The organism is Arthrobacter sp. TJ-178, from assembly GCF_058269275.1.
Window position 1 is genome coordinate 372,897 of sequence record NZ_JBZCNK010000002.1, and the last position, 26,437, is coordinate 399,333.

Consider the following 26,437-nt stretch of genomic DNA (forward strand, 5'->3'; position numbering starts at 1 on the left):
AGCCATGTACTTGCTGAACAACACCCTCCGGCCCTACGCCTGGGGTTCGCTCACTGCCATGGCGGAACTTTTCGGCCGGGAGCCCTCCGGCTCGCCCGAGGCGGAGCTGTGGATCGGCGCCCACCCGGGAGCGCCGTCGGCCCTGGTACCCCCGGTGCCGGACGCGCAAACACTGGATGAGCTCATTGCGGCGGATCCGCAGCAGATGCTCGGCCGGGAGACCGCTGAAACCTACGGCGGGGTCCTGCCCTTCCTCGCCAAGGTCCTGGCAGCCGGTTCTCCGCTGTCCCTGCAGGTCCATCCCAGCCAGGAGCAGGCCCGTGCCGGCTTCGCCGCCGAGGAAGCCGCGGGCCTTGACCGCAGCGCGGCGGACCGCAATTACAAGGACGAGAACCACAAGCCGGAAATGATCTTTGCCCTGACGCCTTTCGAGGCGCTCTGCGGCTTCCGGGAACCGGACCAGGCGGCGGAGATCTTCCGGACTGCCGTGCGTGCCGTTTCAGCCGGCGGAACGGACGTTCCCGCGCTGCTGTCCTGGGCCGTGGACGAGCTGTCCAGCGGGCATCCCGCTCCGGACCGGCTCCAGAGCGTATTCCGCACGCTGATCAGCGGCGGCGACGACGTCCGTGAAGCAGTTGAGGTCACCGCCGGGGCGCTGGAGGAGGCCGCGGCCGACCTGCTGGAACCGTATGCCAAGGAGCTGGCCACAGCAGTGGAGCTCAATGCCTACTACCCCGGGGATCCCGGGGTGCTGCTCTCCCTGCTGCTGAACCGAGCCTCCCTGCAGCCCGGCGAGGCCGTGTACCTGCCCGCGGGCAACGTCCATGCCTACCTGAGCGGGTTGGGCATCGAGGTCATGGCCTCTTCCGACAACGTGCTGCGCGGCGGACTCACGCCCAAGCACGTTGATGTTCCGGAGCTGCTCAAGACGGTGGATTTCCGTCCCATGGGTGTCCCGTCTCTGAAGCCGGTCTTCACGCAGATGGGGCAAGAGCTGTACCGGCCGCCGTTCAGCGAGTTCGCCCTGCAGCGGATCGAACTGGAACAGCGGGCCTCGGACCTGGGCGAGGGCTACTCCCCCACCGCTTCCATGTCAGGCTCCGACGTGTCGGTGCTGCAGAACGGACCCACTGTGGTCATCGTGGTGCGCGGCACCGTCGTCCTGGACTCCCCGAAGGGCGACCTGGTGCTGGAGACGGGCCAGAGCGCCTTCATTCCGTCCGCCGAGGCGCCGGTAATTGCCAAGCTTTCGGCCCATTCCGCCCAGCACGACGACGGCGCACTGGCTTTCGCGGTGACGGTCGGCTCCGCTGATGCCGAATTGGCGGATCCCGCGGAACCCCGTCTGGACATCTAGCGGCTCAGGCTGATCCTTCGTACAGATCACGGGCTCTCATGAGGTGAGCAGTTACGGCAGGCCGACCGCCGACCGCACCCATTGCGGACAACCCTCCGCCCGGAACTGTCCCCACCCGCCCTGAATTGCCCCCACCCGCCCGCCGAGTGTCGGGACGACGCCGTAATACACGCTCTATTCCGGCACGAACGCGACAGTCGAAGGAACCAAACCGCCCGAACGCAGCAATCGGTGCAGCACGCTAGCGGCGGATCTTGGCCTTGACCGCTCCCGCGAGGCCGCGTGCCTTCCGCAGCCCCTTCTTGGCCACCGGCAGCGCCGTGGTGAAGACCGGATACAGCGGCGACAGCGGCTTGTCCCAGGTGCCTGCGAGCTGGTTTTCGTGCTTGGCCCAGCCCATCTTGAACTTGGACACTCCGTCATTGAGCAGTCCGTTGAAGTCGTAGCGGGTGATTCCGCGTTCCTTCATGTCCTGAATGGCGTGCCACTTCAGCGCATAGTTGGCGCGCAGGTGCTCGCCCTCTTCGGTCATGCCGCCGTAGAGCTCAAACGAGGTGTAGGCGCTGGTGGACAGCCACAGGAAGGCAACGACGTCGTCCCCGCTGAAAGCTGCGTACACGGGCGAGTCCTCGCCCAGGTTGTCGAAGATGTCCAGGTAGTAGCCGTCTTCGTGGATGCCGAACCCGGCGCGCTCGGCCGTCTGCTTGTACACGGCCAGGCACTTGGAAATCTCGTCCCGCGTCACGCGGCGGTACTCCAGCGCCTCGCGCCCGGACTTGCGGATGTACTGGCGGTGTTTTTTGGACATGTCCGCAAGCAGTTCGTCCTCGGTCCGGGAAAGATCCAGGATCAGGGTGCGGCCAATCAGGATGGTGTTGGGGGAAGCCTTGAACCCGGCGCCCGGCAGACCGGCGGCAATCTCGCCGTCGGCGTCCCAGTCAGGCTCAATGCTCAGCGCCACCGGGCCGTGGGCTTTCTTGACATAGTCGCTGACCGCGCCGAGGACCTCGAGCTCGCGGCCGGGGACTGACTGCGGGCCGCGCGGGATGTAGGCGAGCGCCTTGAAGGGGAACGGCAGACGGCGCAGCAGCACCTGGGCCGAGCCCACGGTCTTGCCGTCCTCGTCAGCAACCAGCAGACGGTCCACACTCCAGTTGTGTTCTGCTTTGGTCTTGCCCCAGCCCCACAACTGCTGCGGATGTCCGTTGAAACCATTGACGGTTTCATTCCAGCGGGCGGAATCGGAACAGGGTGTAACGCGCAGTGTCATGCTTTCCAGCCTACCGGGGGTTCACGGACCTGCCGTTGCGCCTCCCCTGTGGTCCCGGCCACTTGTTACCCTCGACTATGACTCCTTCAACCCCCGGCACCCGCTCCGCGGTCTCCGGTCCCCGAAGTTCGGACCTGTCCCGGCAGCTCACGGTCACCGTCTGCTTTGTGATCTGCATTGTTGGCTCAATGATTGGCGTCGGCGTCTTCGGCGGCACTCCCATTGCAGAGGCGGCCGGCGGTGCGTTGAATGCCGACGCCACTTATCTGGCCCCGGCCAGCGGCGCCTTCTCCATCTGGTCGGTGATCTACACCGGACTCGGCACCTACACGATCTGGCAGTGGCTTCCCTCCCAACGAAGCTCCGAACGCCAGCGGTCCCTCGGCTGGCTGGTTGCGGCGTCGCTGCTCCTGAACGCGGCCTGGATTTTGAGCGTCCAGGCGGGTTGGGTGGCCGTCAGCGTCCTTGTGATCGCTGCCCTGCTCGTGGTCCTCGCGGCATGCTTTGCACGGTATTCCCGCACCCCCGCCGCCAACTGGATTGAAGCGGTGGTGGTGGACGGCACGCTGGGCCTGTACCTGGGCTGGGTGTCCGTGGCCACCTGCGCCAACACGGCAGCTGCACTGACCGACGCCGGCTTCGACGGCTTCGGCCTCGCCCCGGAGGTCTGGTCCATCGCCATCCTGGCAGTGGTAGCGGCGCTGGGCGTGGCACTGGCCGCCTACGGCCGGGGACGCCTGGCCCCTGCGGCGGCGCTCGCCTGGGGGCTGTCCTGGATTGCCGTGTCCCGCCTCAACGGCGAGCTGCTCTCCACGGGTACGGCCGTTGCGGCGGTGGCTGCGGCCGCCGTCGTTGCCCTGGCCGCCGTCGCCTATCGGATTGTCGGCCGCAACCGGATCCGCTCGGAAGCCCCCGCCCTCGCCTAGCGCCGGACAACCCCTTGCGCCGGACAACCCCTGGCCGCAACAACACAGAAGCCCCGGAACCTGCTGGTTCCGGGGCTTCTTCTGCTTGTTGCGGTACGGCCTACTTCAGGCGGGCGTAGGACTCCCACTTGTGCGACTGGTGCTCGCCGTCCACCACGCGGATGGTTCCGGACTTGGAACGCATGACGATGGACTGGGTCAGCACGCGGTCCTTCTTGTAGCGCACGCCGCGGACCAGGTCGCCGTCGGTGATGCCGGTGGCGGCGAAGTAGCAGTTGTCGCTGGTCACCAGGTCATTGGTGGTCATGACGCGGTCCAGGTCATGGCCGGCGTCGATTGCCTTCTGCTTCTCATCATCGGAGGTGGGCCACAGCCGGCCCTGGATGACGCCGCCGAGGGTCTTGATGGCACAGGCCGTGATGATGCCTTCGGGGGTGCCGCCGATTCCCATCAGGGCGTCGACGTCGGTTCCCTCGCGGGCAGCGGCGATGCCGCCGGCAACGTCGCCGTCCATCAGCATCCGGGTGCGGGCACCGGCGTCGCGGATTTCCTGCACCAGAGGCTTATGGCGGTCACGGTCCAGGATCATGACGTTGAGCTGGTTGATCTTCTTGCCCTTGGCCTTGGCAATGAGGTGCAGGTTCTGCTTGACCGGCAGGCGCAGATCCACCATGTCGGCAGCTTCGGGTCCGGTGATCAGCTTTTCCATGTAGAACACGGCGGAGGGATCAAACATGGTGCCGCGTTCGGCCACGGCCAGCACGGCGAGGGCGTTGTTGATGCCCAGGGCGGTCAGGCGGGTGCCGTCGATCGGATCCACGGCGACGTCGCACAGTGCGCCGGTGCCGTCACCCACGTGCTCACCGTTGTAGAGCATGGGAGCTTCGTCTTTTTCACCTTCACCAATGACCACGACGCCGTTGAAGTGCACCGTGGAAATCAGGGAGCGCATGGCGTCGACGGCGGCGCCGTCTGCCGAGTTCTTATCACCGAAACCCACCCAGTGGCCGCCGGCAATGGCAGCAGCTTCGGTGACCCGGACCAGTTCGAGGGCCAGGTTCCGGTCCGGCTCGTCGTCACCGACTGCCAGGGCGGGGGAAAGGGTGGAGTACTGAGCGCCTTTGGACACGTCTAACCTCATCTTTGAAATTTCGATGCGAACCGTTTGCCAATTATGAGAAACGGATGATCCTTGCTCCGATCATAGTCTGAGTGGTCCGCGCCACCGCCAGCGCCGCCGCAATGAAGATGAGGCAGTTACCGGCCCAACTAGGAGTTGGAGGCCCGGATAAGCGATCATGGAAAGGTGAGTGAGCAGCAGCAGGACCAAGAGACGCCCGTAACCCCGGTACTGACCGCCAAGCAGGCCAAACGTGCCAATGCCACAGTGATTGGGATGCTGATTGCCACCGGCATTACCGTGCTGCTGGTGCTGGTTCCGGTGCTGCTGAACCCCGCCCCCAAAATGCAGACCCTCAACGTGGACGTCCCGGCGATCGCCAATCAGGCAGCCGGCGACGCCGGTTATGCTCCCCTGGCGCCCGAACTTCCCGAGGGCTGGAGCTCAAACTACGCCCGCTGGGAAGCATCCAACAGCAGCGGCGTTCCGGTCTGGGAAGTGGGTTATCTCACGCCCGAAACCGCCTTTATCCGCCTCTCGGAGACCAACGCGGGCAATCCCACCTGGATCGCACAGGTTTCCGGCGATGCGAGCGTCGCCGGGGAGCGCACCGCCGGGGGCCAGACCTGGGAGCTGCGGGACTCCCCCGAAGGCGAAGCCAGCATGGTGCTGGAGAAGGACGGCCTGACCGTGGTCCTGACCGGAAAAGCCGACCTCGCCGAGTTTGATGTTCTTGCCGAAGCAGTGGTCCGGGACCTCGGTAAAGAATAAGCACCGCCTGCAGCACGGGGGTTATGGTAAAGATTGTGAATGAACCCACTGCTACCGCAATAACCACCCCGGCCCAGGCATGGCAGACGCTGCATGAAGGCAATGCCCGCTTTGTTGCCGGCACGTCCTCCCATCCCAATCAGGATGCCAACAGGCGCAGTTCGCTCGTGCACGAGCAGAACCCGTTTGCCGTCATCTTCGGCTGCTCGGATTCACGGCTCGCCGCTGAAATCATCTTTGACCTTGGCCTCGGTGACGCTTTTGTCATCCGCACGGCCGGCCAGGTGATCGACGACGCCGTCCTGGGCTCCCTGGAATACAGCATCGCCAAGCTCGGCGTCCCGCTGATCGTGGTCCTCGGCCATGACAGCTGCGGGGCCGTGACCGAAGCCAAGCGCACCGTGGACACCGGCGAAATGCCCGGCGGACACCTGCGCAACCTCGTAGAGCGCATCACGCCCTCGGTCCTGGCTGCCCAGCGCAACGGGCTCACCGAGGTCAACGACATGGTGGTGGAGCACACCAAGCAGACTGCTGAGCGCCTGGTGGAGAGCTCCTCGATCATCGCCGCAGCCGTCGAAGAAGGCCGCACCGCCGTCGTCGGCGTGTCCTACCGGCTGGCCGAAGGCGCAGCGGATCTCGTGTCCGGCTACGGCGCGCTCACCCACCCCGCCGTCGTACGCTCCCGCATCTCCTAGGTTCCCGGCCCCCAGTCCCAAGTCCCGAATCCCGGCGCCGGGGCTCCGCCCCGCTCCCCGCGTGACGGCGCGTTTCTGCCCCGGCGCTGCGGATACTAGGCTTGGGACCATGACTTCTGACACTCCTGAATACCGCATCGAACATGACACCATGGGCGAGGTCCGGGTCCCGGTCAACGCCCTGTACCGCGCACAGACCCAGCGCGCCGTCGAAAACTTCCCCATCTCGGGCAAGCCGCTGGACAGCGCCCACATCGAGGCACTGGCCCGGATCAAGAAGGCCGCAGCCACTGCGAACGCCGAGTTGGGAGTGCTCGACGCCGAGCGCGCCCGGGCAATCGAGAAGGCCGCCGACCTGGTCGCAAGCGGAATCCACGATCACCACTTCCCGATCGACGTGTTCCAGACCGGTTCCGGTACGTCCTCGAACATGAACACCAACGAGGTCCTGGCCGAACTGGCGACCCGCGCCCTGGCGGAAGCCGGCAGCGAGACCACGGTCCACCCGAATGACCACGTCAACGCCTCCCAGTCCTCCAACGACGTTTTCCCGACGTCCGTTCACGTTGCTGCAACGTCGGCCCTGATGAACAACCTCATTCCCGCCCTCGATTACCTGGCCGCTTCGCTGGAGCGCAAGGCCGTGGAATTCAAGGACGTCGTCAAGTCCGGCCGCACGCACCTGATGGACGCCACCCCGGTGACCCTGGGCCAGGAATTCGGCGGTTACGCAGCGCAGGTCCGTTACGGCATCGAGCGTGTGCAGGCATCCCTGCCCCGTGTTGCCGAGGTTCCGCTGGGCGGCACCGCCGTCGGCACCGGCATCAACACCCCCGCCGGCTTCCCGCAGCGCGTCATCGCGATCCTCGCCGAGGACACCGGCCTGCCCCTGACCGAAGCACGCGACCACTTCGAGGCGCAGGCCAACCGCGACGCCCTCGTTGAGGTTTCCGGCATGCTCCGCACCATCGCCGTCTCCTTCTCCAAGATCGCCAATGACCTGCGCTGGATGGGGTCGGGCCCCAACACCGGCCTGGGCGAAATTGCGATTCCCGACCTGCAGCCGGGCTCCTCGATCATGCCGGGCAAGGTCAACCCGGTCATCTCCGAGGCTGTCATGCAGGTTGCCGCACAGGTGGTGGGCAACGACGCCGCCATCGCCTGGGCGGGCACCTTCGGTTACTTCGAGCTCAACGTCGGCATCCCCGTCATTGCCTCGAACCTGCTCGAATCCATCCGCCTGCTCGCCAATTCCTCCCGGATCATGGCGGACAAGATGATTGACGGCATTGAGGCCAACGTGGAGCGCGCCCGCTACCTGGCCGAGGCTTCCCCGTCCATCGTGACTCCGCTGAACAAGTACATCGGCTACGAGAACGCCGCCAAGATCGCCAAGTACGCGGTCAAGGAAGGCAAGACCATCCGCCAGGCCGTCGAGGAACTCGGCTACGTGGAGCGCGGCGAACTGACCGTGGAGCAGCTGGACACAGCCCTGGATGTGCTGTCGATGACGAAGCCCCCGCAGGCCTAGTTCCGCAGCATCTCTCCAGCATCACCGCACGTCTTCCGCCTTCACGGCGGGACGGCATCAGCAGGGCATCCGGCCGGTGGGCCGGGTGCCCTGCTGCGTTGCGGCAACTCCGCCGTGAATTGCACTTCAGTCTTCAGGGTGCAAAACTTTACTCTGTGACTGATAGTGCATGTACCGACAGCGGCGGCCTCCGTGAACGAAAACGCAGCGCCACCAAGCTGGCCATCATCACCGCGGCCCGTATCCTGACCGCGGAACGCGGTTTTTCCGGATACACGGTGGAGGAACTCTGCGAGGAAGTCGGCATCTCCCGGCGTACGTTCTTCAACTATTTCCCGGCCAAGGAAGATGCCGTCCTCGGCTCCCCGGCAGATGAAATCCCGGCTGATCTGGCCGAGGAGTTCATTGCCCGCGGTGCCGGCTCCGACCCGGGCCGGATATCTTCCTCCCTGCTGTCCGACTTTGTGGATTTCGCCGCAGAGATGATGGACCGGATGGTCATGTCCCGGGACCAGATGGTGCAGCTCAAGCTGGCCGTTGCCGCGGAGCCGCGTCTCCTGGAGAGAGTCATGTACGGGACGCAGGAAGCCGAGCAAACCTTCGCGGCCATCCTGTCAGCCCGGGAGGGCCTGCCGCCCTCCGACCCGAGGATCCAGGCCGCCATGGCCCTGGTCATTACGCTGGGCCAGCGCGCCGGACCGGCCTTCTTCGCGCCGGGAAACACACGTCCGTACCGCCAGATACTTACTGAAGCCGTAAACGCCATGCACGAGGTGTTCACCTCCGCATCCCCCCTGACCGATCCCTCTTCCAAGGACCCTTCATGACCGCCACCGCCACGCAGGGCTCCCAGCCGCTGCTGCTGACCCAGAGACGCATCTGGATCATCTTCTCCGCGCTGATCGCAGGCATGCTGCTTTCCAGCCTTGACCAAACCATCGTGTCCACCGCCATGCCCACCATCGTGGGCGAGTTGGGCGGCGTCGAGCACCAGACCTGGATCACCACTGCCTATCTGCTGGCCACCACCATCGTGATGCCGATCTACGGCAAATTCGGCGACGTGCTGGGCCGGCGCAACCTCTTCCTGTTCGCCATTGCCCTGTTTACGCTGGCATCGGTGGGCTGTGCCTTTGCCACCGATTTCTGGGGCTTCGTCATTTTCCGCGCCATCCAGGGCCTGGGCGGCGGCGGCTTGATGATCCTCTCCCAGGCCGTCATCGCCGACGTCGTCCCGGCCAACGAGCGCGGCAAGTACCTCGGCCCGCTCGGCGGCATCTTCGGCCTCTCCGCCGTCGCCGGCCCCCTGCTCGGCGGCTTCTTCGTGGATCACCTGACCTGGCAGTGGGCGTTCTACATCAACATCCCGATCGGCATCATCGCCTTCCTGGTTGCGTTCTTCACCCTCACGCTGCCGACCAAGAAGGCCACCAAGCGCATTGACGTGGGCGGCGTCGTTTCCCTTTCCATCGCCACCACGTGCCTGATCTTCTTCACCGACTTCGGCGGCCGCGACGACCACGGCTGGACGGATCCGCTGACCCTGGCGTTCGGCGCCGGCCTGCTGGCTGCCGCCTTCACCTTTGTGATGATCGAGCGCCGGGTCGAAGATCCGATCATTCCGCTGAGCCTGTTCAAGAACCCGATCTTTGTGAACGCCACCGCCATCGGCTTCACCCTGGGTATGGGCATGTTCGCTGCCCTGGCCTTTGTGCCGACGTTCCTGCAGATGTCCACCGGCACCTCCGCCGCCGTGTCCGGGCTGCTGATGCTTCCGATGATGGTGGGCCTGATGGGCACCTCGATCTACTCCGGTCTGGCCATCACCAAAACCGGAAAGTACAAGAAGTACCCGATCATGGGCGCCGTGCTGGTGATCGCCGCCATGCTGTGGATGACCACCCTGTCCGCCGATACCCCGGTCTGGGTCATCTGCGCCCAGCTGTTCGTGTTCGGTGCCGGCCTGGGCTACATCATGCAGGTGGTGGTGCTGGTGGTGCAGAACTCCGTGCCCGTGGACCAGATCGGCACGGCAACCTCCAGCAACAACTACTTCCGTGAAGTGGGAGCGTCCCTGGGCGTAGCTATCTTCGGCGCGATGTTCACCTCCCGGCTGTCCGAGAACCTGCTGGAGGTCTTCAGCAAGGCAGGATTCGATCCGGCCGCCGCAGGCCAGGCCACCGCCACGCTCGAGCCGTCGTCGCTGGATGCCCTTCCGGAGCCTGTCCGGGACGGCATCGTCACCGCGTACGCGGATTCGCTGGCACCGGTGTTCTGGTACCTCATCCCGTTCCTGGTGATCGCCCTGGTGCTGGCCCTGTTCCTGAAGCAGATTCCGCTCTCCGATGTGGCCGGCATGGTGGCCCGCGGCGAGGCAGTGGGCGGCGCCGAGGCGGACCGGCTGGAGGCCGAACGCCTGGCAGCCCTGCAGGGCGGAGCTCCCGGAACCGGCAAGGCTTCCGCTGCGGCGGACACGGATTCGGGCATCCCGTCCGAGTCCGGTACCGGCTCCGCCTCAGGCATCGGGTCCATCTCAGGGACCGGCCGCCCCGACGCGGACCAGCACTAACCACCGGCTGTTCCCGAGCCGGATCCCGTCGGCCCCGTTCTCCGCTCCAGGAGGACGGGGCCGACGGCGTATAAGGTCCGAGTCGTTAGCGCGCGAAGGCGGGGACGCCGTCGGCCTTCAGCGCCAGGTCCAACAGCCAGCGGTGCCGTTCGCTCAGTTCAGGCAGGTTGTCCGGGGCAAACCAGCCGACGTCGGTGGACTCGTCATCGTTCACCCTCGCCTCGCCGCTGAGGTAGCGGCAGCGGAACCCCACATTCAGGAACGAGCACCGGTCTCCGTTGGGGAAGGTGATGGGCCCGTGTGAACCAACGTGGATCAGGTGCTCGATTTCGGCGGTGACGCCGGTTTCCTCCTGGATTTCGCGCAGCGTTCCGGCCGCGGGTTCTTCACCCGGATCCAACATTCCGGTGACCAGGGTCCAGCGGCCGTCGTCGGAACGCCGCACCAGCAGCACCTGTCCCGCATCGTTGAAGACGACGCCGGTAATCCCCGGCAGCCACAGCAGCTCGTGGCCGATTTTCTTCCGCAGGGACAGGACAAAATCTGGCGTAGGCATTGTTCTACTGTAGGCCAGGCAGCCCCATGGCCAACGCGGCACCGGCCAGCATGAACGGACCAAAGGCAATGGCCGTCTTAGCCGTTCCGCGTTTGGAGAGGATCAGCCACATCCCCCACGCTCCGCCCAGGAGGAAGGCGGCAAAGGTGCCTGCCAGAACATGCCCCCAGCCCAGAAATCCCAGCCACAGGCCCAGGACTCCGGCCAGTTTTACGTCCCCGAATCCCAGGCCCGAGGGGTTGCTGAACCGCAGCAGGAAGTAGGCGCTCCACAGAACGATGCCGGCCACCAGCATCCCGGCAATCCGGAACATATCCCCTGCCGCGAGCGCGGCGGCGCCGAGCAGCACCACGGACACCGGGTAGGCCGGCAGCAGGATCCGGTTGGGCAGGCGGTGAGTCGCAGCATCCGCAGCCGACAGCCTCACAGCCAGCACCACAAAGTAAGCGGCGGCAGCGCACAGCACCCAGAAGGCTGCGCCGCCCAGCGACCGGTACTCCTCCAAAATCCCCACCATGGGCCTCACGGTACGCCATGGCGTCCGCTTCTTCCCGCCCTGGCGCGGTTGTGGAAAACACCCTCTGGGAAAAGCACCTCCGGGGAGAAAAAGGGGGCGAGATGCCCCGAAGACTGCTGCGGAATACACTGGCGGCATGAGCATTGGCCGGCAGCACCACATCCACAGCCGACCCGGAGATCAGGCAGACACAGCCCCGCCGGAAAGCAACGCCTCCGGAACGCCGCCGGAAATCCCGTCGGAGAACACCGCCCCGTCGGAGAGCACCGCCGCGTCGCTGGAACGCGCGTCCAACAGCGACAGCCTGAATGTGCTGGCCCGCGCCGGCTTTGCCGTCATGGCGCTGCTGCACATCCTGATCGGTTCGGTGGCCCTGCGCCTGGTGCTGGGCGGGTACGGCGACGCGGACACCAGCGGTGCTCTGCGTCCGCTGGCCGCTTCCGCCGCAGGGCCGCTCCTGATGTGGGGAGGATTCGCCGCCTGCGCGGCGCTGGCCCTGTGGCAGCTGGGGGAAGCCACGGTCCGGGTCCGCCGGGAATCAGCCGGGAAGCGGTTGTCCAAGGCGGTCTCTTCGGGCGCACTGGTTCTGATCTACGGCAGTGTTGCCCTGACTTTCGCCGCCTTTGCCCGCGGCCGGGGCGGGGACTCAGGCGACTCAACGGCACAGTTCAGCACCACCGTCCTTGCCTCGCCGGCAGGCATGCCGGCGCTGACCGCCGTCGGCCTGCTCATCTTCGGCATCGGAATCTATTTCATCTACAAGGGCAGCCGGCGCAAGTTCCGCAGCGAACTGCGGCACTTCGAAGGCACCAAACGCGGCCGCGTCATTGACCTGCTCGGACTCACCGGCCACATCGCCAAGGGCATTTCCCTGATCCTCGCCGGCGGACTGTTTATCCTCGCCGCCGCCCAGAACAGCCCCGGCCAGTCCACCGGCCTCGACGGCAGCCTCAAACGCCTCCTGGACACACCCGCCGGACCGCCCGTCGTGACGGTGATTGCCGCCGGCCTGATCTTCTACGGACTCTTTGCCCTGGTGCGGGCCCGCTACGGGCGGATGTAACGGGGCCCTGCCCGCGTTTCAGCCGATCTGTCCCTCTTCCAGCAGTTCGGTCACCAGGGCAGCGATCGGCGAGCGTTCGGACCGGGTCAGGGTGATGTGCCCGAACAACGGATGCCCCTTGAGCGTTTCAACGACGGCGGCCACCCCGTCATGGCGTCCCACCCGCAGATTGTCGCGCTGGACGACGTCGTGGGTGAGGACCACGCGTGAGTTCTGCCCGATCCGGGACAGCACGGTCAGCAGCACATTCTTCTCGAGCGACTGCGCCTCATCCACGATCACGAACGAGTCGTGCAGGGACCGGCCCCGGATATGGGTCAGCGGCAGGACCTCCAGCATGCCCCGGTCCAGGACTTCCTCCAGCACTTCCTTGGAAACCAGGGCCTCGAGCGTGTCGAAGACTGCCTGCCCCCACGGCCCCATTTTTTCCGCCTCGGTGCCGGGCAGGTAGCCCAGCTCCTGGCCGCCGACGGCATAGAGCGGACGGAAGACCACCACCTTGCGGTGTTCGCGGCGCTCCAGCACCGCTTCCAGTCCCGCGCAGAGGGCCAGTGCGGACTTGCCGGTGCCGGCCCGGCCGCCCAGTGAGACGATGCCCACCTCGGGGTCCATCAGCAGATCTATGGCCAGCCGCTGTTCCGCTGAGCGCCCGTGCAGGCCGAACACGTCGCGGTCGCCGCGCACCAGCCGCACCTGTTTGTCGGCTCCCACCCGGCCGAGGGCCGATCCCCGGCTGGAGAGCAGGACGACGCCGGTGTTCACCGGCTGCTCGGCGGCTGCCGGAATGAACACCGGATGATGCTCGTACAGTCCGTCAATGTCGGCTTCGGCCACGTCCAGTTCGACGACGCCGGTCCAGCCGCTGTCACGGACCAGGTCGCTGCGGTATTCGTCGGCGTTCAAACCCACGGCCGATGCTTTGACCCGCATCGGCAGATCCTTGGAAACAACGGTGATGTTCCGTCCCTCATCCGCCAGGTTCCGTGCGACGGCGAGGATCCGGCTGTCGTTGTCGGTGCCCCGGATGCCCGCCGGCAGGACGTCCACTGACACATGGTTCAGTTCCACGCGCAGGGTTCCGCCGGAGGCGCCCAGGGGAATGGGGACGCTCAGCCCGCCGTGCTCAATCCGCAGGTCGTCCAGCAGGCGCAGGGCCGCCCGGGCAAAATACCCCAGTTCCGGATCGTGGCGTTTCTTCTCCAATTCGGTAATCACCACCAGCGGCAGGATGACCTCGTGTTCGGCAAACCGCAGGATGGCCTTCGGGTCCGAGAGGAGCACCGAGGTGTCCAGCACGTAGCCTGCCGGTCCGCTGCCGGCACCGGGCACTGCTGCTGCGGCCGCCGCCGGAGCGGCAGAGGAAGAGGAAGAGGAAGAGGAAGAGGAAGAGGTTCGCGGGGAGGAGGACATGGCCACGGGAAACTCCAGTCAGGGGCGGTGCCCCGGATCGCTGGGCGGGGAGATCAGCGGGTCGCTGATCAATAGCACCAAGGTACGCCGGAGGCGCCCGGCGCCGCAGCAGGACACGGCCCTGTTTCGGCGTCTTTGCGGCGAGTTTGCCTGCCGTTCATCCGCCGGTTTCAGGAACCGAAGCGGCGCTGCCTGCTCGCGTAATCACGCAGTGCCCGCAGGAAATCCACCCGGCGGAAGTCCGGCCAGAGTGCTTCACAGAAGTAGAACTCGCTGTACGCGCTCTGCCACATCAGGAATCCGGAGAGCCGCTGTTCACCCGAGGTGCGGATCACCAGCTCCGGATCCGGCTGGCCGCGGGTGTAGAGGTATTCGGAGATCTGCGTGTCGCACAGTTCCTCGGTAATTTCCGCCACGGACTTGCCCTGCGCGGTGGCGTCGCTGAGGAGTTCCTTGACGGCGTCCACAATCTCCCGGCGTCCCCCGTAACCGATGGCGACGTTGACGTGCAGGCCTTCGGCATCCTTGGTGCTTTCACCCAGGGCGTTGAGCTTGTCGGCAAGGTTTGTGGGAAGGATGTCCAGGGCACCAACGGCGTTGACCCGCAGGTCGCCCTTCTCGCCCAGCCGGTCCAGGGTGTTGCCGATGATGTCCAGCAGCGGGTCGAGCTCATCCGGATCCCGGTTGAGGTTGTCCGTGGAGAGCATGTACAGGGTCACCCGGCGCACGCCCACCTCCTGGCACCAGCCGAGGAATTCGAGGATCTTGTCCGCCCCTGCCTGATGGCCGTCGCTGGTGGGTGCTCCGGCCAGCTTCGCCCACCGGCGGTTGCCGTCCACCATGACGCCGATGTGCGCGGGAATGCGGTCAGGGCTGAGGCTGCGGCGCAGCTTGCGCTCGTAGTAGGCATATACAACGCCCGGGAACCTCATGCGGAGCCGCACCTGCCTGTCCTTGATGGCGGAATGAAACGTCTCCGCTGCAGCGGGAGGCGCACTAAAAAGTGTATTCCCAAAAAGGACCGCATACTTCCGATCGGTTCCGGCGAAGCGCGCGGCGGCGTCTGACCCGAACCTACCGACCCGTAACTTACCTGCTCGTAGGTTAGGATTTTTCCATGGCATCGTCATCGTCGTCCGCTCCCCCGGAGCAGAATCCCAGTTCGCGAAAAGCTCCCGGCCCGGTGGAATCCGCGGTCGAGCAGGTAGCAGACATCCTGGAGATCAAGCCGAAATTCCGGGGCTGGCTGCACGCCGGCGCAACACCGTTTGCTCTGGCAGGGGGCATTCTCCTGATCGTCCTGGCTCCCACCACCGGCACGCGCATCGCCTCCGCCGTGTATGCGTTCACGGGGGTCCTGCTGTTCGGAGTGTCTGCGGTCTATCACCGCGGAAACTGGACGCCGAAGGTCAAAAGGATCCTCAAACGCCTGGACCACACCAACATCGTGCTGGTCATCGCCGGGTCCTACACTCCGCTGGCCTGGTCCCTGCTGCCGCCGGAGAAGGCGAAAGTCCTGCTCTGGTTTATCTGGTGCGGCGCCCTGGCCGGAGTTCTGTTCCGGCTGCTCTGGCTGAATGCGCCGCGCTGGCTTTACACGCCCGTTTACATTGCCCTGGGGTTGGCGGCCCTGATCTACATTCCCGATTTCTTCGCGGTGAATCCCCCGGCCGCCGTCCTGGTCTGCGTGGGCGGGGCCTTCTATATTGCCGGCGCCGTGATCTACGCCCTGAAGAAGCCCAATCCGTCCCTGGACTGGTTTGGGTTCCACGAAGTCTTCCATGCCTTTACGCTGGTCGGATTCGCCTGCCATTACGGGGCGATCCTGATGGCCGTACTTTCGGTCAGCGCTTCCTAGCCCGGCCTCCGGCCCGCCTTAGGCCACCCACCGGCACCTCGTCCGTCCCTGCCCGGTCACTGCCCGGCGATCAGGTCCCGAAGTTCCGCCGCGGTGCTGACGGGCCTCAGACACACCATGCCACGGCACAGGTAGGCCACCGCAGGTTTGGAACCCGGCTCCCGTCCCTCCAACAGGGGCACCCGGGTTTCACCGGCAGGGCCCCCGGCTGTGTCCGTTCCGATCCGCGCGGCCACCACGAGCCCCGGCCCGCCGGCGTCGCGGGCCGCCCGCAGGAGCTCGCCGACCGCTTCAGGGTCCGTGCCGGTCACGGCCAGCTCACGTGGTCCCTCGAGCAGGAACTGCAGCACGGACATGGCCCACCCCGCGGCCTGCGGTGCCTGGGCACCCACCACCTGCACATACTTCAGCAGGGACTGTGCCAGGGCCCGGTGCCTCAGCGATCCCGAATACGCGGAATACGTCAGCAGGACCCCGGCAAAAAGTGCAGCGCCGCTGGGAGTCGGTCCGTCCAGCGGATCAGCGGCAGCCTGCGCTCCCTGGGCGTTCACCAGCTGGTTGGGCCGGAGGGCCGTGTCCTGCAGGACACCGCCCGCCAGAAAACGGCTCTCTGCGGCGAGAACCAGGGACTCGGCCGCCGCATACCATTCCTCATTGCCCGTGGCGGCATAGAGAGTGAACAGCCCCTCGGCTACCCCGGCGTAGTCCTCCAGCAGGCCTTCAATGCCCTGTGCGACGCCGTTGAACGAAACCCGGCGCAGCGTGGCTCCGGTCCGGTGAACGCGCAGCAGATAGGCTGCCGCGTCTTCGGCCGCGCTCAGGATGCGCCGCGCGTCCTCCTGCTCCGCGGCATCCTTCTGTCCAGCGGCATCGTTCTGTTCCGTGTCAGAGAGCACGACGGCGGCCGAAGCCAGCGCGGCCACCGCCAGCCCGTTCCATCCGGCCACCACCTTGTCATCGCGCTCGGGCTGCGGGCGCAGGTTCCGGGCCGCCAGCAGCGCCGGCCGGTGCCGCAGCCACAGTTCTTCCTCTGCTTCGCTCAGGGCCCGTCCAAAATGCAGCGTGCTGGCGCTGCCGCCGTCATCGTCCGGGGTTCCGCCGTGGGGTGCCATGTTTCCGGAGACCAGGTCCAGCAGGGCCATGACGGCGGAGGCGTCCGCGGGTCCCAGAACGTCGGTCAGCTGCTTCGGCGTCCAGACGTACGTGCCGCCTTCCACGCGGCGGCCCTCCATCAGCGTGTCCGCGTCCAGCGAGGAGGCAAATCCGCCCTCCTGAACACGCAGCCGGTGAATCATCCACTCCGCCGTCTCGCGGGTCACCCGCAGGGCAAGCCGGCGCTCCGCCGGATCAACGGCCGTCCGGACCCTTTGCGCGTACAGCGCCAGCAGCTGGACGTTGTCATAAAGCATTTTTTCGAAGTGCGGGACGGCCCAGCGGCGGTCCACGGTATACCGGGCGAAACCGCCCTCGAGCTGGTCATAGAGTGCGCTGCGCGCCATCGCATCAAGGGTCCGGCCAGCCAGCGCTGCGGCTTCCTGCGCGGTTGAGCTTTCGCTGCCGGCGTGGGCCAGCAGGAACCGCAGCACCGTGGAAGGCGGAAACTTCGGTGCACCGCCAAAACCGCCGAATTGGCGGTCTTCCAGTCCGGCCAGCGTTTCCACAGCTGCAGACAGTGTCCGGCCGGACTCGGCGGCAAACTCTGCGGCATCTTCGCTTCCGGCCTCGGGACCTGCGGAACTCCGGAGCGGTCCCAGCAGGCGCCGGTTTCCGTCCTGGGCCGAGGCAAGATGCGCGGCCAGCTGGGCGGCGCTCTGCCGGACTTCCTCCGGCCGCTCCTCCCAGGCAGAGGTGACCGCAGCCAGGACGTCCCGAAAGGCGGGCATGCCCTGCACCGGCAGCGGAGGGAAGTACGTGCCGGCGTAGAAGGTGCGTCCGTCGGGCAGGGCGAAAACGCTCATGGGCCAGCCGCCCTGGCCCGTCATGGCCTGGGTGGCGGCCATGTAGACGGCATCCACGTCCGGGCGTTCTTCGCGGTCCACCTTGATGGAGACGAAGTGCTCGTTCAGGTAGTCCGCCGTCACCGGATCTTCGAAGGACTCGTGCGCCATGACGTGGCACCAGTGGCAGGCGGCGTATCCCACCGAGATGAAAACCGGGACGTTGCGCCGCCGGGCCTCGGCGAACGCCTCGTCCCCGAACGGCCACCAGTCCACGGGATTGCCGGCATGCTGGCGCAAATAGGCCGACGCCTCGTTCAGCAGTCTGCCGGCCATGACTTCTCCTTAGCCGCGCTTGTAGTAACCCGGAGTAGTGTCCCCGCCGTCCGAAGCTTTCGCAGCGGGCTGCGCATCAGCGGCTCCCGCTGCGGATTCGGCGCTGGGAATGAAGACGTCGGAGCCGACGCCGGTGCGGGCCTGCTCGCGGTAACGGACCCGGCGGATGCGCTTGACCATGTCCCTGATGAGGAAGAACACGACGATCACCATGAAGAGGGTCACCAGGAAGCCCAGCAGTCCCGGAGTGACATCCGCGATGCTCAGGCCGGTTTTCAGCTCGTCATCCTCGGCGCCGGGGGAAACGGTCAGGGGCAGGCTGTACAGGAAGTTCACGGTGTTTCTCTCTCTTGGCAGCGGGCAGCTTTACGCCGTCCCTGACCTCTATCGTATGCCAGCGAACAGGTCCGTCTCAGGCAGCTCGCTCTCCACTTTGGACTGGATCAGCGAATAATCTTCCCAGGGCCAAACCTTCCGCTGGGTGTCGGCGTCCACGGCAAAAAAGAATCCCTCCGGATCCACCTGCGTGCGGTGGCTCTTCAGTGCCCGGTCCCGCGCTTCGAAGAAATCTCCGCACTGAATCTGTGTGGTGGTGGGATGTGTGGGAGCGGGAGGCTGGTGTCCCTCCGTGTCGGCTTCCTGCCAGGCGGCAATGCGCTCCGCGTACGGTGAGTCCATGCCCGCGTCCACCAGTGCGTGATGCAGTGCGGTGAACCGTTCGGGGTTGAAAGCGCGGTCGTAGTACAGCTTCAGCGGCTCCCAGGGTTCTCCGGTCCCGGGGTAGCGTTCAGGGTCCCCCGCGGCGTTGAAGGCTTCAACCGCCACCTTGTGGGCCATGATGTGATCCGGATGCGGGTAACCGCCGTTTTCGTCGTAGCTGATGATCACGTGCGGGCGGAACTCACGCACGAGCTTCACCAAGGGCGCAGCGGCGTGCTCCAGGGGCTCCAGGGCGAAGCAGCCAAAGGGCAGGTCAGGCAGCGGATCCCCCTCCGGCAGGCCGGAGTCCATGAATCCCAGCCAGCGGTGCTCAATACCCAGCTCTCGGCGGGCGTTGGCCATTTCCGAGCGGCGAAGCCCGGCGAGGTCCCGCTTGGCGGCGGCATTGGATTCCATGGCGGGATTCAGCACGCTGCCGCGCTCGCCGCCGGTGCAGGTTGCCACCATCACTTCTACGCCCTGAGCGGCGTAGGAAGCCATCATCGCCGCACCCTTGCTGGCTTCGTCGTCCGGATGGGCGTGCACGGCCAGCAGCCGCAGCGGTTCCTGACGGCGGGAAGTATTCGATGAGGCGGTCGACACGTTGCAGCTCCTGAGATGGTCAGCGGAAATCAGACGGGGAAACTCGGATAAAATGGAGCGGTGAGCACTGAGGAAGGTCCTGACAAGCAGCCAGCCCCCGGGCAGGCCCCCGATAGTTTTCCGTCCGAAACAAGATTAGCCAATCGGTACGGAGCTCCCAAGCCGGGTCTGTCGCGCCGCGCCAAGGCTACCGCCGTCGGCGCTGCCCTTGTGCTTGGATGCGGTGCCGCGGCCTACATGGCGATGCCCTCCCCCGGCGGGGAAGTGAGCTTCAAGGACGTGGGGTTCAGCATCACCGATGCCGGAAACGCCACGGTTGACTTCCAGGTCACCAAAGATCCGGAGGACACCGCGTCCTGCGCCGTTCAGGTACTGAATGACAGCTACGCCGTGGTGGGTTGGAAGCAGGTCACCATCGGTCCGGCTGAGGAAGCCACCACCAACCAGCACCTTGATATCCGTACTGATTCCCTGGGCGTTACCGGCGGAGTCAATGCCTGCTGGCTGCTGGGCGACGACGCCTGACTTTCCGCCCAGGCCGTCCCGCGGCGGCCACCCTCCGGGAAGCGGGTTTTTCCGGTTCTTGGGTTATTCGGTTTGGCTGACTAGTATGGACCCTACGTTATGCCCCGCTTAGGTGATCAACCGCATTACCGGTCACCGTCCGGCGGGGTCTTTGCTTGTCAGGCCACTGGGCTTCGAGCAAAATCAGCCTGCCGGACCGGTTTTTGTGGTCCGGTCGTCACTAAAAGGAGAGATCCGTGTCTACCAACAGCGCACCTGCCGCTTGGCTCACTCAGGAGTCTTACGACCGCCTGAAGGCTGAACTGGAGCACCTGTCCGGTCCCGGCCGCACGGAAATTGTTGCCCGCATTGAGCAGGCCCGGTCCGAGGGCGACTTGAAGGAAAACGGCGGGTACCACGCTGCCAAGGAAGAGCAGGGCAAGGCTGAGGCCCGTATTCGCCAGCTCACTCAACTGCTGGAGACCGCGCACGTGGGTGAAGCCCCGGCCGATGACGGCGTGGTGGAACCCGGCATGCTCGTTGAGGCGAAGGTTGCCGGTGACGTTGAGACCTTCCTGCTGGGAAGCCGCGAAATTGCCGGCGACTCGGACATCAACGTCTACAGCGAAAAGTCGCCGCTGGGCGCTGCCATCCAGGGCATGAAGGCCGGCGACACCGCCACCTACACCGCCCCGAACGGCAAGGACATCTCCGTGGAGATCATTTCCGCGAAGCCCTACGCGGGCTAATATCCTCTGAACTACTGCGGGCCTTCCCATCGGGAGGGCCCGCTTTTGCTTGTCCGCCGGCCCTGCCGGTTCCGGCGCAGCAGCACCGCTGCCAGCACCCCGCCGGCAGCGCCGAACAGGTGCGCCTGCCAGGAAACGCCGATGTTCACCGGCAGGACTCCCCACAGCAGGGATCCGTAGATCAGGAACAGGACACCGGCCAGCAGCAGCTGCACAATGTCCCGGTTGTAGATTCCCCGGACCATCAGATAGGCGAACAATCCAAAAACGACGCCGGAAATTCCCACCGTCAGGCCGCCGCCGAAGAGCCACACTCCCAGGCCCGATGCCAGCCAGGACGAGGCAAGCACCACAAAAAAGCGGCGCACGCCTTCCAGCAGGGTCAGGAAGGAAAAGACCACCAGCGGCAGGGTATTGCCCAGCAGGTGGTTGACGCCGGCATGCAGGAGCGGGGCCATCAGGATCCCGTCCAGCCCGTCCACCCGCCGCGGCAGGATGCCAAACTCCCGCAGCGAGGCAGGACCCACGGCCAGGGCCAGGAAATAGCAGAGCCATATCAGGGCGGCGAGTCCGAGTGAAACAACAAGGGCGGTCCTGGCCCGCTTGGCTAGCACCGGTTACCCGTGCAGCACGATCGGCTGGAAGCCTTCGGCGCGCAGGTTGTTCAGCACCAGCTCACAGTGTTCATGTCCCTTGGTCTCCATGTTGATGGTGATGGCCACGTCCCCCATGCTGATGGAGCCGCCAACCCGGGTGTGGTCCACGCCGGTGACGTTGGCGTCGGATTCGGCAATGATCCGGGAAATGGTGGCCAGCGAGCCGGGCCGGTCATCCAGCAGCATCCGCACCACCAGGTACCGTCCCGCGGCGGCGAGGCCGCGCTGGATCACCTTGAGCATCAGCATCGGATCAATGTTTCCTCCGGAGAGGACGACGGCGGTGTTCCCCGGGTTGGTGATTTTGCCTTCCATGAGGGCAGCCACCCCTACGGCACCGGCCGGTTCAACCACCATCTTTGAGCGCTCGAGCAGGAAAATCAGCGCCCTGGCCAGCGCATCCTCGCTGACGGTCACCACGTCATCCACCAGCTCCCTGATGATGGAGAAGGGCAGCTGACCGGGCCGGCCCACGGCGATGCCGTCGGCAATCGTGGACACCTTGGTCAGCGGCACCAGGGCGTCCGCGGCCAGCGACGGCGGATAGGCGGCGGCGTTTTCGGCCTGCACGCCGATGATCCGCACTTCGCGGCCCAGTTCCCGGGCCCGGGTCTTGATGGCAACGGCAACCCCGGCCAGCAGCCCGCCGCCGCCCACTCCGATCAGGACGGTGTCCAGGTCCGGGATCTGGTCGAGCAGTTCCAGGCCGATTGTTCCCTGCCCGGCCACCACGTCCACGTTGTCGAACGGGTGGACGAACACGGCACCGGTCTCGTCCGAATAGCGCTGGGCTTCCGCGAGAGCCTCGTCCACGTTGTGTCCGTGCAGCACCACTTCGGCTCCGTGGCCGCGGGTGGCGGCGAGCTTCGGCAGCGCCACTCCCAGCGGCATGAAGATCCGGGCTTTGATGCCCAGTCGTGCAGCGGCAACCGCCACGCCCTGCGCATGGTTTCCGGCGGAGGCAGCCACCACTCCCCGGTCCCGCTCAGACGGCGTGAGCTTGGCCATCCTCACGTAGGCTCCGCGGACCTTGAAGGACCCGGCGCGCTGAAGGTTTTCGCACTTGAAGTACACATTGGAGCCGGTTTGGCGGCCCAGTGCCCGGGACACTTCGATGGGCGTGCGTTCAACGACGCCGTCCAGCAGCTTGGCCGCTGCCTCGATGTCATCCAGGGTCACGGGCAGCTCGGGGAAATCAGTCACGGTTGCTTCTCTTCGTAGGCGTCATCTTCGGAGTCGTCCCCGGGTTCATCGGTGCGCGGAGCCACTCCGCCCAGCGCCGCGAAGACCGGGTCCCGGGCCAGCGCCGGGTCGTGCTCCCATCCCCGGGCGGCGATGTAGCGCACCACGGTGTTCAGGATGGCCAGCAGCGGCACGGAGAACAGCGCACCCGGGATCCCGGCGGCCAGGGTGCCGCCGGTGACGGCCAGGATGACTGCCAGGGGATGCAGCGCAACGGCCCGTCCCATGATCAGCGGCTGCAGGATGTGGGACTCCAGCTGCTGGACCAGCAGCACGATGCCGAGCATGATCAGCGCGTTGACCCAGCCGTTGGCAACCAGGGCCAGGAGCACGGCAACAAACCCGGTGACAAAGGCGCCCACCAGCGGCACAAAGGAGCCCAGGAACACCAGGACCGACAGCGGCAGTGCCAGCGGAACTCCGATGATGGCGGCACCGGCACCAATTCCGACGGCATCGATAAACGCCACCAGCAGTTGCACCCGGACGTAGTTGACCATGGAATCCCAGCCGTGCATTCCTGCGCCGTAGCCACCGGCACGGGCACGCCGCGGCAGCAGCCCGGCGGTGAACCGCCAGATTCGGTGGCCGTCCAGCAGGAAGAACACCAGGGCGAACAGGGTCAGCAGGACTCCTGCGGCAAAGTGCCCGGCGCCGGTGCCCACTGACAAGGCACCGGAAAGGATATTGCCGGAATTCGACTGCAGGGCGTTCGTCGCTTCCTGCACCAGGTTGTCCATCTGGCTGTTGGTAATCTGCAGCGGCCCGGAGGCAAGCCAGTCCTGAACCTGCGCCACCCCGGACAGTGTCTCGCCCCAGAGGTCCCGGAAGCCCAGGGCCAGCTGCCGGCCCACCAGTGTCAGGGCGGCCACGATCACGCCCAGGAAGGTGACGATGGTGACGGCCACTGCCAGTCCGCCGGGTACCTTGTTGCGTCGCAGCCAGGTGGTGACAGGAGAGAGCAGACCGGCCAGCAGTGCGGCAATCATCAGCGGGATGATCAGCAGCGAGAAGTTCCGCAGAATCCAGACCAGTCCGGCGGCAACAATCAGCACCACGCCCAGGCGCCAGGCCCAGGCTGCGCTGACGCGCAGCGCAAAGGGGACGTCGTCGTTGCTCCGGCTGGAGCGGACGGCCGCAGCCTGCACCGCTTTGGGCGCAACAATGCGGCGCGCATGAGGTCTCATGGGCTCATCTTTCCACACTCGATGGCTGCAGTTTCCATCTTTACGTCCGGCTCTCAGCCGGGGAATCCGGGCCGGATTCCCCACTCCGCGGCGAAGGTTTTTTCCGGCTCGAGCCAGCGCAGGCCTTCCCCGGAGTTCAGGGCGTTGGCCGGTGCCGTCATGGGTTCCAGTGCCACTGCACGGCTGCGGCCAGGGATTTTGTCGGTGAGGAAGACGTGGACATAACCGAACTCGGGACCGCCCCACAGCATGACGGTCCTGCCGTCCGGAGCAGCCAGCCGGTGCCGGTATTCCCCGTCTTCGAGCGTAAGGCCGGTGTAGGCGCTGTCCAGGTCCCGGTTCCCGATGGGGCGGCCGGTCCTGAAGTCGAAGTCCCCGGACACCGGCTCGCTTCCCACCGGAATCAGCCGTTCGTTGGACGTCAGCCGGGCGTCGCCGGAGACGGTCAGTGTCAGTTCCTCCGCCGGAACCGATCCGATCCGCAGGAAGGGATGTGCACCTAGGGCAAACGGGGCCCGGCTCTCCCCCACGTTGGTGAGGCTTTGGCGCACGCGGAGGCCGCCGTCGTCGTCCAGGCTGTAGGCGGCCTCGTGGAGAAGGTGGAACGGATACCCGTGCTGGGGAAAGATTTCGGCGCGAAGCGTCACGCTGCTGCCGAGCTCGCCGTCGTCAATGCGCTGGTAGCCGGTGTTGCGGAGCAGCCCGTGGCTCGCGTTGCCGGTGGCCGGCTCCGTGATGTTCAGCTGCTGGAGCTTTCCGTCCAGTGTCCATTTGCCGTCCGCCACCCGGTTGGGCCAGGGCGCCAGCAGAATACCGCAGGCCGACGGCGGCAGCGAGGCGTCCGGGTAGGTCTCCACGTACTCGGTTCCGGCCACCGAATAGCTGCGGAGGGCGCCGGCCAGGGAGGCGATGCCGGCTTCCGCCCTGCCGCGGGACGTGGAACGCGTGATCTGATACTGGCTGCCGGTGGCGGGGTGGGTTCCCGGGACCGCGGGTGTAGCGCTCATCACTCCAGCCTACAGCCGCTCACTCTTCGAAATGCGTGCTGACCCGGTCCGAGACAACCGCCACCACACCGGCGGCGACATCGCGGACCTTGACGTTGCGGCTGTTGGAAACGTTGCGCAGGATATCCACGGCACTCTGCTGGCTGCAGTTGTTCTGGCCCATGATGATGCCCGCTGCAAGGTCCACCACGGTCCGCGATTCCAGCGCAGCCTGCAGGTTGGCAGCCCGGTGTGCCTGCGCATCTGTCCGGAGGGCAAGTGTCAGGGAGGCGGCAGCATCCCGCGCCGCCCGCTCCACCGCGCGCACGGCTTCCGGGTCAAAGGCTCCCGGACGGGGCGAATACACGCTGAGCACCGCTCCTGCCGGTTTTTCGATCGGCACCGGAACGGAGGCGAAGGCGGCCGTGCGGTCCGGCAGCAGGGGGTTCGCGCCGCCTGCCCGTGCAGAACGGGGGTCGAGATGGCGCACCACCACGGGCAGGCCGGTGGCCAGTACGCCGAACGCCGGTTCCAGCTCGGTCTGCCGGGGAACCGATGCCGCGAAGCGGGGTTCACTGCCCGCGTGAACCACCTGCCGACGCGGACGGACCACGGTAAGGGTGGCTCCGGCAACGTGCCACCGGGCAAGGTAGTCAGCAAACTCGCCGGCCAGCGCCGCCAGGAACTCATCCAGGTCCCGGTGCTCCAGCAGCAGCTCCTGCAGGCGGACCGGTGACAGCTCTGACCAGTATGGTTCCGTTCCCGGCTCCCCCAACGTGCGCCCCCTTCGTCTGCCGAATGATTCAGCTCCGCCAGATCGTACGGGCCGGCGCCCGGGGTGCACAGAGTGATCGCCCCCTTTCCTCCCGGTCGGGACGAAAGGGGGCGGATCCACAAAAAAGAAGCCAGCAGGCACGAATGCCTGCTGGCCTCTTTGGGGGTTGCATCCGGAAGAACCCGGAGCAGCCGAAGTTAGTCGTCGCCGCGGAGAATTGCCAGAATCCGCAGGATTTCCACGTACAGCCAGACCAGGGTCACGGTCAGGCCGAATGCGGCCGTCCAGGAATAGCGCACCGGTGCGCCGGCCTGCACGCCCTGCTCGATGGACGTGAAGTCCACGATCAGGGAGAAGGCGGCCAGGCCCACGGCGAGCAGTCCAATAAGGACACCCAGCGGAATGCCCATGATCGTGACCGAGTCGCGCATGCCGAACATGGTGTCAGTTGCGCCGAAGATCATCATGCCCACATTGACGAGCGAGAAGACCGCGTAGCCGATCATGGCGATCATGAAGAACCGCATGGCCTTGGGAGTCGCGCGGACCTTGCCGCTCCTAAAGAGCACCAGGGTGACGGCAAAGACCGAGAGCGTACCCAGGACTGCCTGGAGGCCAATTCCCGGGTACAGGTTGTCCAGCACCAGGGTCAGGCCGCCGAGGAACAATCCCTCAAGCGCGGCGTAGGCCAGAATGAGGGCCGGAGACGGTTCCCGCTTGAACGAGTTCACCAGGCCGAGTACAAATCCGCCCAGCGCGCCGATGATCATCAGCGGTGCCGCAGCGCTCTGCAGCACGAGCATCGGGATGGCAGCACCAACCAGCACCACCGCCAGGCAGGCGAGGGTCTTCATGATGACGTCGTCGTACGTCATCCGACCCGTCTGGCTGGGTCCTGCTGACGGAGCCGTGTACAGCTCCTGAAGCTGCTGCGGAGTCATCTGTCCCGAGCTCTGAGTAGCCAGGGAACCGCGGTTCATCCCGTTACCTCGAACCTGGGTCTTGAAATTCTTTCCGTTAAAGACCGGATTGCCGCCAACTGCCATGAAATGTCCTCCATCTGGGGGGCCGTTTACCTAGAGCCTACCAATGTCAACGGGTAACACGCACTGAAGAT

General features: G+C 65.9%; 26 protein-coding genes. 11 read left to right on the forward strand and 15 right to left on the reverse strand.

The window, feature by feature from the left end:
* Positions 1-4: 4 nt before the first annotated feature.
* Positions 5-1,357: a mannose-6-phosphate isomerase, class I gene (manA, locus tag AC4D2Q_RS07940; RefSeq protein ID WP_490945960.1), complete on the forward strand. Its 1,353-nt coding sequence runs from the start codon at positions 5-7 to the stop codon at positions 1,355-1,357.
* Positions 1,358-1,598: 241 nt separating this feature from the next.
* Here the strand turns inward: manA and AC4D2Q_RS07945 are convergent, their stop codons facing one another.
* Positions 1,599-2,627 carry a lipid II:glycine glycyltransferase FemX gene (locus AC4D2Q_RS07945; protein WP_490945961.1) on the reverse strand — a complete coding sequence of 343 codons (1,029 nt, stop codon included), beginning with the start codon at positions 2,625-2,627 and terminating at the stop codon, positions 1,599-1,601.
* 77 nt (positions 2,628-2,704) lie between these two features.
* Between AC4D2Q_RS07945 and AC4D2Q_RS07950 the strand changes: the two genes are divergently transcribed.
* Positions 2,705-3,553 carry a TspO/MBR family protein gene (locus tag AC4D2Q_RS07950; RefSeq protein WP_490945962.1) on the forward strand — a complete coding sequence of 283 codons (849 nt, stop codon included), beginning with the start codon at positions 2,705-2,707 and terminating at the stop codon, positions 3,551-3,553.
* A gap of 100 nt (positions 3,554-3,653) precedes the next feature.
* On the opposite strand, the gene glpX is transcribed toward AC4D2Q_RS07950, so the two are convergent.
* Positions 3,654-4,694: a class II fructose-bisphosphatase gene (glpX, locus tag AC4D2Q_RS07955; protein WP_490927104.1), complete on the reverse strand. Its 1,041-nt coding sequence runs from the start codon at positions 4,692-4,694 to the stop codon at positions 3,654-3,656.
* Positions 4,695-4,859: 165 nt separating this feature from the next.
* Here glpX and AC4D2Q_RS07960 point away from each other — a divergent pair, with 165 nt between their 5' ends.
* The 5 genes from AC4D2Q_RS07960 to AC4D2Q_RS07980 all read left to right on the forward strand — a co-directional run bounded on the left by AC4D2Q_RS07960 (position 4,860) and on the right by AC4D2Q_RS07980 (position 10,242).
* Positions 4,860-5,444 carry a DUF4245 domain-containing protein gene (locus AC4D2Q_RS07960; protein WP_490927103.1) on the forward strand — a complete coding sequence of 195 codons (585 nt, stop codon included), beginning with the start codon at positions 4,860-4,862 and terminating at the stop codon, positions 5,442-5,444.
* Positions 5,445-5,479: 35 nt separating this feature from the next.
* Positions 5,480-6,142 (forward strand): carbonic anhydrase, encoded by a 663-nt coding sequence (locus AC4D2Q_RS07965; RefSeq protein WP_400926614.1) that lies wholly within the window; start codon positions 5,480-5,482, stop codon positions 6,140-6,142.
* Between the two features lie 109 nt (positions 6,143-6,251).
* On the forward strand, positions 6,252-7,673 hold the full coding sequence (locus AC4D2Q_RS07970; protein ID WP_490945963.1) for a class II fumarate hydratase: 1,422 nt from the start codon (positions 6,252-6,254) through the stop codon (positions 7,671-7,673).
* 155 nt (positions 7,674-7,828) lie between these two features.
* Positions 7,829-8,500: a TetR/AcrR family transcriptional regulator gene (locus AC4D2Q_RS07975; RefSeq protein WP_490945964.1), complete on the forward strand. Its 672-nt coding sequence runs from the start codon at positions 7,829-7,831 to the stop codon at positions 8,498-8,500.
* Positions 8,497-10,242: an MDR family MFS transporter gene (locus AC4D2Q_RS07980; RefSeq protein WP_490945965.1), complete on the forward strand. Its 1,746-nt coding sequence runs from the start codon at positions 8,497-8,499 to the stop codon at positions 10,240-10,242. Before AC4D2Q_RS07975 ends, AC4D2Q_RS07980 begins: the two co-directional genes overlap by 4 nt.
* 85 nt (positions 10,243-10,327) lie before the next feature.
* On the opposite strand, the gene AC4D2Q_RS07985 is transcribed toward AC4D2Q_RS07980, so the two are convergent.
* Positions 10,328-10,798 carry an NUDIX hydrolase gene (locus AC4D2Q_RS07985; protein ID WP_490927098.1) on the reverse strand — a complete coding sequence of 157 codons (471 nt, stop codon included), beginning with the start codon at positions 10,796-10,798 and terminating at the stop codon, positions 10,328-10,330.
* 4 nt (positions 10,799-10,802) lie between these two features.
* Entirely contained in the window at positions 10,803-11,315 is a 513-nt protein-coding gene (locus AC4D2Q_RS07990) for a prepilin peptidase (RefSeq protein WP_490945966.1), read from the reverse strand.
* Positions 11,316-11,451: 136 nt separating this feature from the next.
* On the opposite strand from AC4D2Q_RS07990, the gene AC4D2Q_RS07995 reads away from it, so the two are divergent.
* Positions 11,452-12,378: a DUF1206 domain-containing protein gene (locus AC4D2Q_RS07995; protein ID WP_490945967.1), complete on the forward strand. Its 927-nt coding sequence runs from the start codon at positions 11,452-11,454 to the stop codon at positions 12,376-12,378.
* Positions 12,379-12,396: 18 nt separating this feature from the next.
* Here AC4D2Q_RS07995 and phoH2 read toward each other — a convergent pair whose 3' ends face one another.
* Positions 12,397-13,788: an RNA 5'-3' helicase PhoH2 gene (phoH2, locus tag AC4D2Q_RS08000; protein ID WP_490945968.1), complete on the reverse strand. Its 1,392-nt coding sequence runs from the start codon at positions 13,786-13,788 to the stop codon at positions 12,397-12,399.
* Positions 13,789-13,958: 170 nt separating this feature from the next.
* Positions 13,959-14,720: an isoprenyl transferase gene (locus tag AC4D2Q_RS08005; protein ID WP_490927095.1), complete on the reverse strand. Its 762-nt coding sequence runs from the start codon at positions 14,718-14,720 to the stop codon at positions 13,959-13,961.
* A 185-nt stretch (positions 14,721-14,905) separates the two neighbouring features.
* On the opposite strand from AC4D2Q_RS08005, the gene trhA reads away from it, so the two are divergent.
* Positions 14,906-15,646 (forward strand): PAQR family membrane homeostasis protein TrhA, encoded by a 741-nt coding sequence (gene trhA, locus AC4D2Q_RS08010; RefSeq protein WP_490945969.1) that lies wholly within the window; start codon positions 14,906-14,908, stop codon positions 15,644-15,646.
* Positions 15,647-15,702: 56 nt separating this feature from the next.
* Here trhA and AC4D2Q_RS08015 read toward each other — a convergent pair whose 3' ends face one another.
* From AC4D2Q_RS08015 to mca, 3 genes are read right to left on the reverse strand one after another with little or no spacing between them, the layout of a single operon-like run.
* Entirely contained in the window at positions 15,703-17,919 is a 2,217-nt protein-coding gene (locus AC4D2Q_RS08015) for a thioredoxin domain-containing protein (RefSeq protein ID WP_490945970.1), read from the reverse strand.
* A gap of 9 nt (positions 17,920-17,928) precedes the next feature.
* Positions 17,929-18,255: a hypothetical protein gene (locus AC4D2Q_RS08020; RefSeq protein WP_490945971.1), complete on the reverse strand. Its 327-nt coding sequence runs from the start codon at positions 18,253-18,255 to the stop codon at positions 17,929-17,931.
* 48 nt (positions 18,256-18,303) lie between these two features.
* Positions 18,304-19,221, reverse strand: coding sequence for a mycothiol conjugate amidase Mca (mca, locus tag AC4D2Q_RS08025; protein ID WP_490945972.1), 918 nt, complete (start codon positions 19,219-19,221; stop codon positions 18,304-18,306).
* A gap of 60 nt (positions 19,222-19,281) precedes the next feature.
* Here mca and AC4D2Q_RS08030 point away from each other — a divergent pair, with 60 nt between their 5' ends.
* Positions 19,282-19,746: a DUF4307 domain-containing protein gene (locus AC4D2Q_RS08030; protein WP_490927090.1), complete on the forward strand. Its 465-nt coding sequence runs from the start codon at positions 19,282-19,284 to the stop codon at positions 19,744-19,746.
* Between the two features lie 236 nt (positions 19,747-19,982).
* Positions 19,983-20,474: a transcription elongation factor GreA gene (gene greA / locus AC4D2Q_RS08035; protein ID WP_490927089.1), complete on the forward strand. Its 492-nt coding sequence runs from the start codon at positions 19,983-19,985 to the stop codon at positions 20,472-20,474.
* 11 nt (positions 20,475-20,485) lie between these two features.
* Here greA and AC4D2Q_RS08040 read toward each other — a convergent pair whose 3' ends face one another.
* The 6 genes from AC4D2Q_RS08040 to AC4D2Q_RS08065 all read right to left on the reverse strand — a co-directional run bounded on the left by AC4D2Q_RS08040 (position 20,486) and on the right by AC4D2Q_RS08065 (position 26,366).
* Positions 20,486-21,088: a rhomboid family intramembrane serine protease gene (locus AC4D2Q_RS08040; RefSeq protein ID WP_490927088.1), complete on the reverse strand. Its 603-nt coding sequence runs from the start codon at positions 21,086-21,088 to the stop codon at positions 20,486-20,488.
* A gap of 3 nt (positions 21,089-21,091) precedes the next feature.
* Positions 21,092-22,333 carry a threonine ammonia-lyase gene (gene ilvA, locus AC4D2Q_RS08045; RefSeq protein WP_490927087.1) on the reverse strand — a complete coding sequence of 414 codons (1,242 nt, stop codon included), beginning with the start codon at positions 22,331-22,333 and terminating at the stop codon, positions 21,092-21,094.
* Complete coding sequence (locus AC4D2Q_RS08050) at positions 22,330-23,559, reverse strand: AI-2E family transporter (protein WP_490945973.1); 1,230 nt, start codon at positions 23,557-23,559, stop codon at positions 22,330-22,332. Before AC4D2Q_RS08050 ends, ilvA begins: the two co-directional genes overlap by 4 nt.
* A gap of 53 nt (positions 23,560-23,612) precedes the next feature.
* Positions 23,613-24,566, reverse strand: a complete 954-nt coding sequence (locus tag AC4D2Q_RS08055; RefSeq protein WP_490945974.1) for an aldose 1-epimerase family protein — start codon at positions 24,564-24,566, stop codon at positions 23,613-23,615.
* Between the two features lie 19 nt (positions 24,567-24,585).
* Positions 24,586-25,320: a GAF and ANTAR domain-containing protein gene (locus AC4D2Q_RS08060; RefSeq protein WP_490945975.1), complete on the reverse strand. Its 735-nt coding sequence runs from the start codon at positions 25,318-25,320 to the stop codon at positions 24,586-24,588.
* A 197-nt stretch (positions 25,321-25,517) separates the two neighbouring features.
* Positions 25,518-26,366 (reverse strand): Bax inhibitor-1/YccA family protein, encoded by an 849-nt coding sequence (locus tag AC4D2Q_RS08065; RefSeq protein ID WP_490927083.1) that lies wholly within the window; start codon positions 26,364-26,366, stop codon positions 25,518-25,520.
* Between the last annotated feature and the right edge of the window lie 71 nt (positions 26,367-26,437).

What these genes read in the sequence shown, in the direction of transcription:
- manA (WP_490945960.1), top strand. Translation starts at nt 5, where the DNA reads ATGTACTTGCTGAACAACACCCTCCGGCCCTACGCCTGGGGTTCGCTC.
- AC4D2Q_RS08015 (WP_490945970.1), bottom strand. Translation starts at nt 17,919, where the DNA reads ATGGCCGGCAGACTGCTGAACGAGGCGTCGGCCTATTTGCGCCAGCAT.
- AC4D2Q_RS08065 (WP_490927083.1), bottom strand. Translation starts at nt 26,366, where the DNA reads ATGGCAGTTGGCGGCAATCCGGTCTTTAACGGAAAGAATTTCAAGACC.
- AC4D2Q_RS08005 (WP_490927095.1), bottom strand. Translation starts at nt 14,720, where the DNA reads ATGAGGTTCCCGGGCGTTGTATATGCCTACTACGAGCGCAAGCTGCGC.
- AC4D2Q_RS07980 (WP_490945965.1), top strand. Translation starts at nt 8,497, where the DNA reads ATGACCGCCACCGCCACGCAGGGCTCCCAGCCGCTGCTGCTGACCCAG.
- glpX (WP_490927104.1), bottom strand. Translation starts at nt 4,694, where the DNA reads ATGAGGTTAGACGTGTCCAAAGGCGCTCAGTACTCCACCCTTTCCCCC.
- phoH2 (WP_490945968.1), bottom strand. Translation starts at nt 13,788, where the DNA reads ATGTCCTCCTCCCCGCGAACCTCTTCCTCTTCCTCTTCCTCTTCCTCT.
- AC4D2Q_RS07990 (WP_490945966.1), bottom strand. Translation starts at nt 11,315, where the DNA reads ATGGTGGGGATTTTGGAGGAGTACCGGTCGCTGGGCGGCGCAGCCTTC.
- AC4D2Q_RS07970 (WP_490945963.1), top strand. Translation starts at nt 6,252, where the DNA reads ATGACTTCTGACACTCCTGAATACCGCATCGAACATGACACCATGGGC.
- AC4D2Q_RS08050 (WP_490945973.1), bottom strand. Translation starts at nt 23,559, where the DNA reads ATGAGACCTCATGCGCGCCGCATTGTTGCGCCCAAAGCGGTGCAGGCT.
- AC4D2Q_RS07985 (WP_490927098.1), bottom strand. Translation starts at nt 10,798, where the DNA reads ATGCCTACGCCAGATTTTGTCCTGTCCCTGCGGAAGAAAATCGGCCAC.
- trhA (WP_490945969.1), top strand. Translation starts at nt 14,906, where the DNA reads ATGGCATCGTCATCGTCGTCCGCTCCCCCGGAGCAGAATCCCAGTTCG.
- AC4D2Q_RS07945 (WP_490945961.1), bottom strand. Translation starts at nt 2,627, where the DNA reads ATGACACTGCGCGTTACACCCTGTTCCGATTCCGCCCGCTGGAATGAA.
- AC4D2Q_RS08055 (WP_490945974.1), bottom strand. Translation starts at nt 24,566, where the DNA reads ATGAGCGCTACACCCGCGGTCCCGGGAACCCACCCCGCCACCGGCAGC.
- AC4D2Q_RS07995 (WP_490945967.1), top strand. Translation starts at nt 11,452, where the DNA reads ATGAGCATTGGCCGGCAGCACCACATCCACAGCCGACCCGGAGATCAG.
- AC4D2Q_RS07950 (WP_490945962.1), top strand. Translation starts at nt 2,705, where the DNA reads ATGACTCCTTCAACCCCCGGCACCCGCTCCGCGGTCTCCGGTCCCCGA.